This is a genomic window from Streptomyces sp. SID1328, assembly GCF_009865595.1.
Classification (GTDB): Bacteria; Actinomycetota; Actinomycetes; order Streptomycetales; family Streptomycetaceae; genus Streptomyces; species Streptomyces griseoluteus.
On record NZ_WWKH01000299.1, the window covers coordinates 1 to 5278 of the forward strand.

Annotated in this window: 4 protein-coding genes and 1 pseudogene; 2 read left to right on the top strand and 3 right to left on the bottom strand. The window is 74.1% G+C overall.

What is annotated here, in order from left to right; translation table 11 throughout:
* From GT030_RS08960 to GT030_RS08970, 3 genes are all read right to left on the bottom strand, one after another.
* A partial coding sequence (locus tag GT030_RS08960; protein WP_161200635.1) for an HAD-IIB family hydrolase occupies positions 1 to 681 on the bottom strand: 681 nt, incomplete at its 3' end.
* A gap of 66 nt (positions 682 to 747) precedes the next feature.
* Positions 748 to 1950 (bottom strand): FAD-dependent oxidoreductase, encoded by a 1203-nt coding sequence (locus GT030_RS08965; RefSeq protein WP_161200636.1) that lies wholly within the window; start codon positions 1948 to 1950, stop codon positions 748 to 750.
* Positions 1951 to 1994: 44 nt separating this feature from the next.
* Positions 1995 to 3266 (bottom strand): ATP-grasp domain-containing protein, encoded by a 1272-nt coding sequence (locus GT030_RS08970; protein ID WP_161200637.1) that lies wholly within the window; start codon positions 3264 to 3266, stop codon positions 1995 to 1997.
* Positions 3267 to 3511: 245 nt separating this feature from the next.
* On the opposite strand from GT030_RS08970, the gene fahA reads away from it, so the two are divergent.
* Together fahA and GT030_RS08980 are read left to right on the top strand one after the other, a co-directional pair.
* Positions 3512 to 4738, top strand: a complete 1227-nt coding sequence (fahA, locus tag GT030_RS08975) for a fumarylacetoacetase (RefSeq protein ID WP_161200638.1) — start codon at positions 3512 to 3514, stop codon at positions 4736 to 4738.
* Between the two features lie 187 nt (positions 4739 to 4925).
* A pseudogene (locus GT030_RS08980) lies at positions 4926 to 5278 on the top strand (M56 family peptidase); the annotation flags it as partial.

Genomic DNA, 5278 nt, shown 5'->3' on the forward strand with positions numbered 1-5278 from the left:
GATGTCGTTCGGCATGTCGCCGAAGGCGACGGCGTCCGCGCGGCCGAGGCCGAGGTGCTCGGCGGCCAGCGCGAGACCGGTCGCCTTGGTGATGCCGCACGGCTGCAGCTCGACCGTGCCGGGCCCCGACATGGTGACCGTGGCCAGCGAGCCGACGACCGAGCGGGCGGTGGCCGCCAGTTCGTCGTCGGAGAGCCGGTCGTGGCGCAGCAGCACCTTGCTGATCGGCGCCCGCCAGAGCTGCTCGCGCCGCTCCACCCGTACGGCGGGCAGGGTCGGGTGCGGCATCCGGTAGCCGGACTCGATCAGGGTGAGCCCGTCCACGCCGTCCTGGTCGGCGGCCGCGTGCACCTGGCCGACCTCGGCCTCGATCTTGCCGAGCGCGGTCTCGGCCAGCTCCCGGTCCAGCCGGACCGACCACAGCAGGGTGCCGCTGGCGGCGTCGTACACCTGGGCACCCTGCGCGCACACCGCGAGCCCCGTACCGCCGAGCGCGGCCAGCAGGGGGCGTACGCGGGGCGCCGGGCGGCCCGTCACCACCAGGTGCCGGGCACCGGCGCGGGCCGCCTGCGCGAGCGCGGCGAGCGACCTGGCGGAGACCGTGTCGTCGCCGCGCAGCAGCGTCCCGTCCAGGTCGGTGGCGATGAGCGAGGGACGGGAGAGAGGGGAGGGTGCGGCCATGATCAGAGAATACGGATCACCGGTCCTCCCCGACTCACCCCGCGCGCACCGGAGTTGACGCGTGGCTCAGCTCCGCCCGCCGTGTGCCGCGGCCAGGTGTTTCGCCAGCCTCGGGGAGGCGAATTCCGTGCCGCACACGAAGCGCATCACCGGGCCGTACGAGGCGGCCGCCGGCAGGCCGGTGAAGTAGAGGCCGGGCAGCGAGGAGACGTAGCCGGGGCCGAGGCGCGGCGCGCCCCGCGTGACCGCCAGGTCCGTGCGCAGGCCGGGGCCGAGGAAGTCCAGCGCGGCCAGGTCGACCCGGTAGCCGGTGGCCGCGATGACGTGGTCGGCGGTGAGCCGGTCGGTGCGCCCGCCGTGGGTGCGTACGGTGAGCACCGGCGCGCCGTCCACCGCCTCGGCGGACACCACCCGCGCCACCTCCTTCACCTGCACCCGGCCCTCGAAGCGCTCCCGCAGCCACCAGGCGCCGAGCGGGCCGAGCACCCGGCGGACCAGGTGGTGCCGGACGCTCTCGGGCAGGAAGCGGTAGGGCTGGGCGTGGTAGCTGAGCGCCCACAGCGACCAGGCGCGGCCGAACGGCGACTGGGGGCGGAACCTCGGCTGCTTCCAGGGCGGCGCGCCGAAGTCGACCCTCCCCCGGCCGCGCGAGACGACCCGTACGTCGGCGCCCGCCTCGGCCGCGAGGGCGGCGGTCTCCAGCGCGGACTGGCCGGCGCCGACGACGATCAGCTCCTTGCCCGCGAACCGGCCCAGGTCGTGGTGGAGGGAGCTGTGCGTGACCAGCGCGGGGCCGCCGAACGCCGCTCCGGCCAGCTCGGGCGGCAGGTGGGCGAAGCCGGAGAGCCCGGTGGCGACCACCACCGCGCGGGCGGCGAACTGCTCCCCCGAGTCCAGCTTCAGCTCGAACCCACCGGGCCGCCCCCGCTCGACCGACACCACCCGGACCTGCTCCAGGTCCGGCACCAGCCGCTGCTGGAACCACTCCCCATAGGCGATGAAGGTCTCCGCCGGGATGATGTCCTCGTCGGTGACCAGGCGCCGCACGCCCGCCGCGTCACAGTAGTCGGCGAGCGTGTGGCCGGGCTTCGGGCAGTCGAGGTTCGAGGCGGCGGGGGTGGATTTCAGCAGCATCCCCTCCGGCATGTGCGCGCGCCAGCTCACCATGGGGTCGCCGAAGACCCGCACGGGGATGCCGCGCGCCCGCAGATGGGCGGCGGTGGACAGGCCGTACGGCCCGGCCCCGATGACTGCAACCGGTCGGATCACGAAGTCCCTCCCCAGGACGCGGTGCGCCACGCGTGTGGCCTTGCCTACTTCGTGGAGTGCGAGGTGCCGCCGCCCCGGCGGCTGGTGCGCCAGAGCTGGTAGAGGTGCTTCGCGCCGGGGCGGCCGAAGCGGGCGAGCATCGTGAGGAACGGCATCGGGTCGTCGCCCGCGAGCCACGCCAGCTCCGTGCCCTCGGCCCGCGCGGGGGCGGACGGCGTGGTGTAGCCGCTGCGCCGGTAGGCGAGCAGCGCGGGCAGGTCGATGTTCTCCACGACGAACCGCCGCCCGGCCCGCTGCTCCCCCTCGGGGACGGCCCGGCCGGTGAGATTCAGGTGCAGGGCCCGTACGACGTCGACGCCCGCCTCGCTCTCGAAGAGCCGGAACTGGGCGCCCATCCGGGGGTTGAAGTCCAGCAGCTTGTACTGGCCGTCCCGGCGGTCGAAACGCAGGTCGAGATCGACGACCCCGGCGAAGCCGAGCTGCTTCACGAACCGGGTCGCCAGGTCCGCGAGTTCGGGGTTGTCGACGACATAGGCGTGGGCCGTCATGCCCGCGTGCGGGGGCCAGGAGCGGACCTTGACGCCGGTGAAGACGGCCAGCGGATTCGCGTCCGCGTCGAAGCAGGCGTGCACGATCCAGTCCTCGGCCGCCTCCCTCGGCAGGTACTCCTGGAGGATCACACCGGGGTCGTCGCCCCAGTCGCGGGCGAGGGCCAGCAGACCGGCACGGCTGCCGATCCGGGTGGTGCCGCCCACGGCGGGTCGGCTGCGCCGGACGAACGCCTCCCGGTTCTTGGCCACCACCGGGAACAGCGCCTCGTCCGCGAAGGCCACGACCTGGTCGTACGAGGTCGGGAAGACGGTCGTGGGGCTGGCGACGCCGTGCTCCTCGCACAGCTCGTGCAGCCCCTGCTTGCTGGCCAGCCGCCTCGGCAGGGCCGGGTCGACGGGCGGGAAGAGGAAGGCACCGGACAGCTCGTCCTGGTGCTCGGCGATCAGTACGGCCGCTTCCTCGTCGGTCGGGATCAGGACCGTCGGCCGGCCGATCCGGCGCCCGATCCGGCGCAGCCCCTCGACCAGGTGCTCCGGCTCCTCCGCGCCGGTCGTCGGCCAGACGAACGCCCGCTCCAGATAGCGGGAGGCGGCGGCCGGGGTGTACGGGTCCTCGGCGATGGCGTACATCGGCACGCCCAGCCGGCCCAGGCTGCGGATGGCGCCGACTCCGCCGTGGTGCAGCGGATATCCGCCGAACTTGACTATCAGGCCCGGCACTTCGCGGTCCGCCTCGATGGGCGCGCCAAAGCGTCTTCCGGCCACGGGTCCCCCCACGTGTCCCCCCTTTGGACCGGACCCACCCCGTCCGTGTCCCCCGAAGGACGCTAAGCCGGAACACTTCCCTCCGACAAGTGCTATTCGGACATTGCGAACTCTTTAGACACCGCCCCCACCGGCCGCCGCACCCTGCCCAACACACCCGTTCCGGCCGTAACGTGTGGCCCGACGCTATGGATCATCAACCAAGGCCGACGCGGATGAGAGTGAGGCAGCACCCCATGCCCCCCGTGCCACCGTTCGACGTTCCCGAGGGCGACCCCTTCGGTCCGCACAACCTTCCCTATGGCGTGTTCTCGCCCGCCGGCAACACCGAGAGCGCCGGCCGCCGGGTCGGCGTCCGGCTCGGCGACCATGTGCTGGACGCGGGCGCCGCCGCTCGCGCGCTGGGCTTCCCGCACGCGGACCCGCTCTCCGCGCCGAACCTCAACCCGCTGCTGGCCGCGGGGCCCGCCGTCTGGTCCGAGGTGCGCGCGGCGCTCACCGAGTGGGTCACGCAGCCCGCGCACCGGGCGGCCGTCGAGCCCCACTTCCACGAGCTGTCGCAGGTCACGCTGCACCTGCCGTTCGAGGTGGCCGACTACGTCGACTTCTACGCCTCCGAGCACCACGCCGGGAACGTCGGCCAGATCTTCCGCCCCGACTCCCCCGACCCGCTCACCCCCAACTGGAAGCACCTGCCCATCGGTTACCACGGCCGCGCGGGCACGGTCGTGGTCTCCGGAACCGATGTGGTCCGCCCCTCAGGGCAGCGCAAGGCCCCCGCCGACCCGGCGCCGGTCTTCGGGCCCTCGATCCGGCTGGACATCGAGGCGGAGGTCGGCTTCGTGGTGGGCGTGCCCTCCACCCAGGGCACCCCGGTCCCGCTGACCGGGTTCCGGGACCACGTCTTCGGTCTCTGCCTGCTCAACGACTGGTCCGCGCGCGACATCCAGGCGTGGGAGTACGTCCCCCTCGGGCCCTTCCTCGGCAAGTCCTTCGCCACCTCGGTCTCGGCGTGGATCACCCCGCTGGCCGCCCTGGAGGACGCGCGGGTCGCCCCGCCCGAGCGCACCCACCCGCTGCTGCCCTACCTCGACGACTCCGCGCCCGGTGCCGAGCCCGGTGGCTACGACCTGCGGATCTCCGTCGCCATCAACGGCCAGGTGGTGGCCGAGCCGCCCTTCTCCACCATGTACTGGACCGCCGCCCAGCAGCTCGCCCACCTCACGGTGAACGGGGCCTCGCTGCGCACCGGCGATCTCTACGCCTCCGGCACGGTCAGCGGGCCGGAGGAGGGGCAGCGGGGGTCGCTGCTGGAGCTGACCTGGAACGGGCGTGACCCGCTCGAACTCCCCGACGGCAAGCGGACGTTCCTGGAGGACGGGGACGTGGTGACCCTCACGGCGTGGGCGCCGGGGAAGAGCGGCGGGCGGATCGGGCTGGGCGAGGTCGAGGGGCGGATCGTCAGCGGCTGAGGCCGGCCCGGGGGCCGGGGGTGCGGACGGCCGGAGCCGGGGGGCGCGGGTCTGCCGTACGCCTGTCTTCGGCGGGCGCGGGCCGTCATACTGACGGCATACGCAACAGGCGGCCCGCACCCTGCTCGCCGGCGAGCCGCACGCCCCTTCCGACCAGGCACGTCCGACCAGGAACCGGAGCCCCGGCATGACCGTCTGCCTGCTCCTGCTGACCGTCCTCGCCCTGACGGCCGCCGTACCGGCGCCCCGGGCGCTGACCCGCGCCGAGTGGCCGGAGCGGGAGCCGGTGGTGGCGCTGTGGGTGTGGCAGTGCCTGGTCGCCACGGTGCTGCTGTGCTGCCTGACCGCGCTGGTCCTGGGCGCGGCGGCCGTCTTCCACACCGTCCGGGACCATGTCTTCGCCCCGGCCCCGCCCGCCGTCACCGCCGCCTACGACCTGTCGGCCGCGCCCGCCTGGGCCACCGCCCTCACCCTGCTGCTGGCCTCCGGCGCGGCCTGGACCACGGCGATGCTGGGCCGCGAGCTGACCGAGGCGCGGCG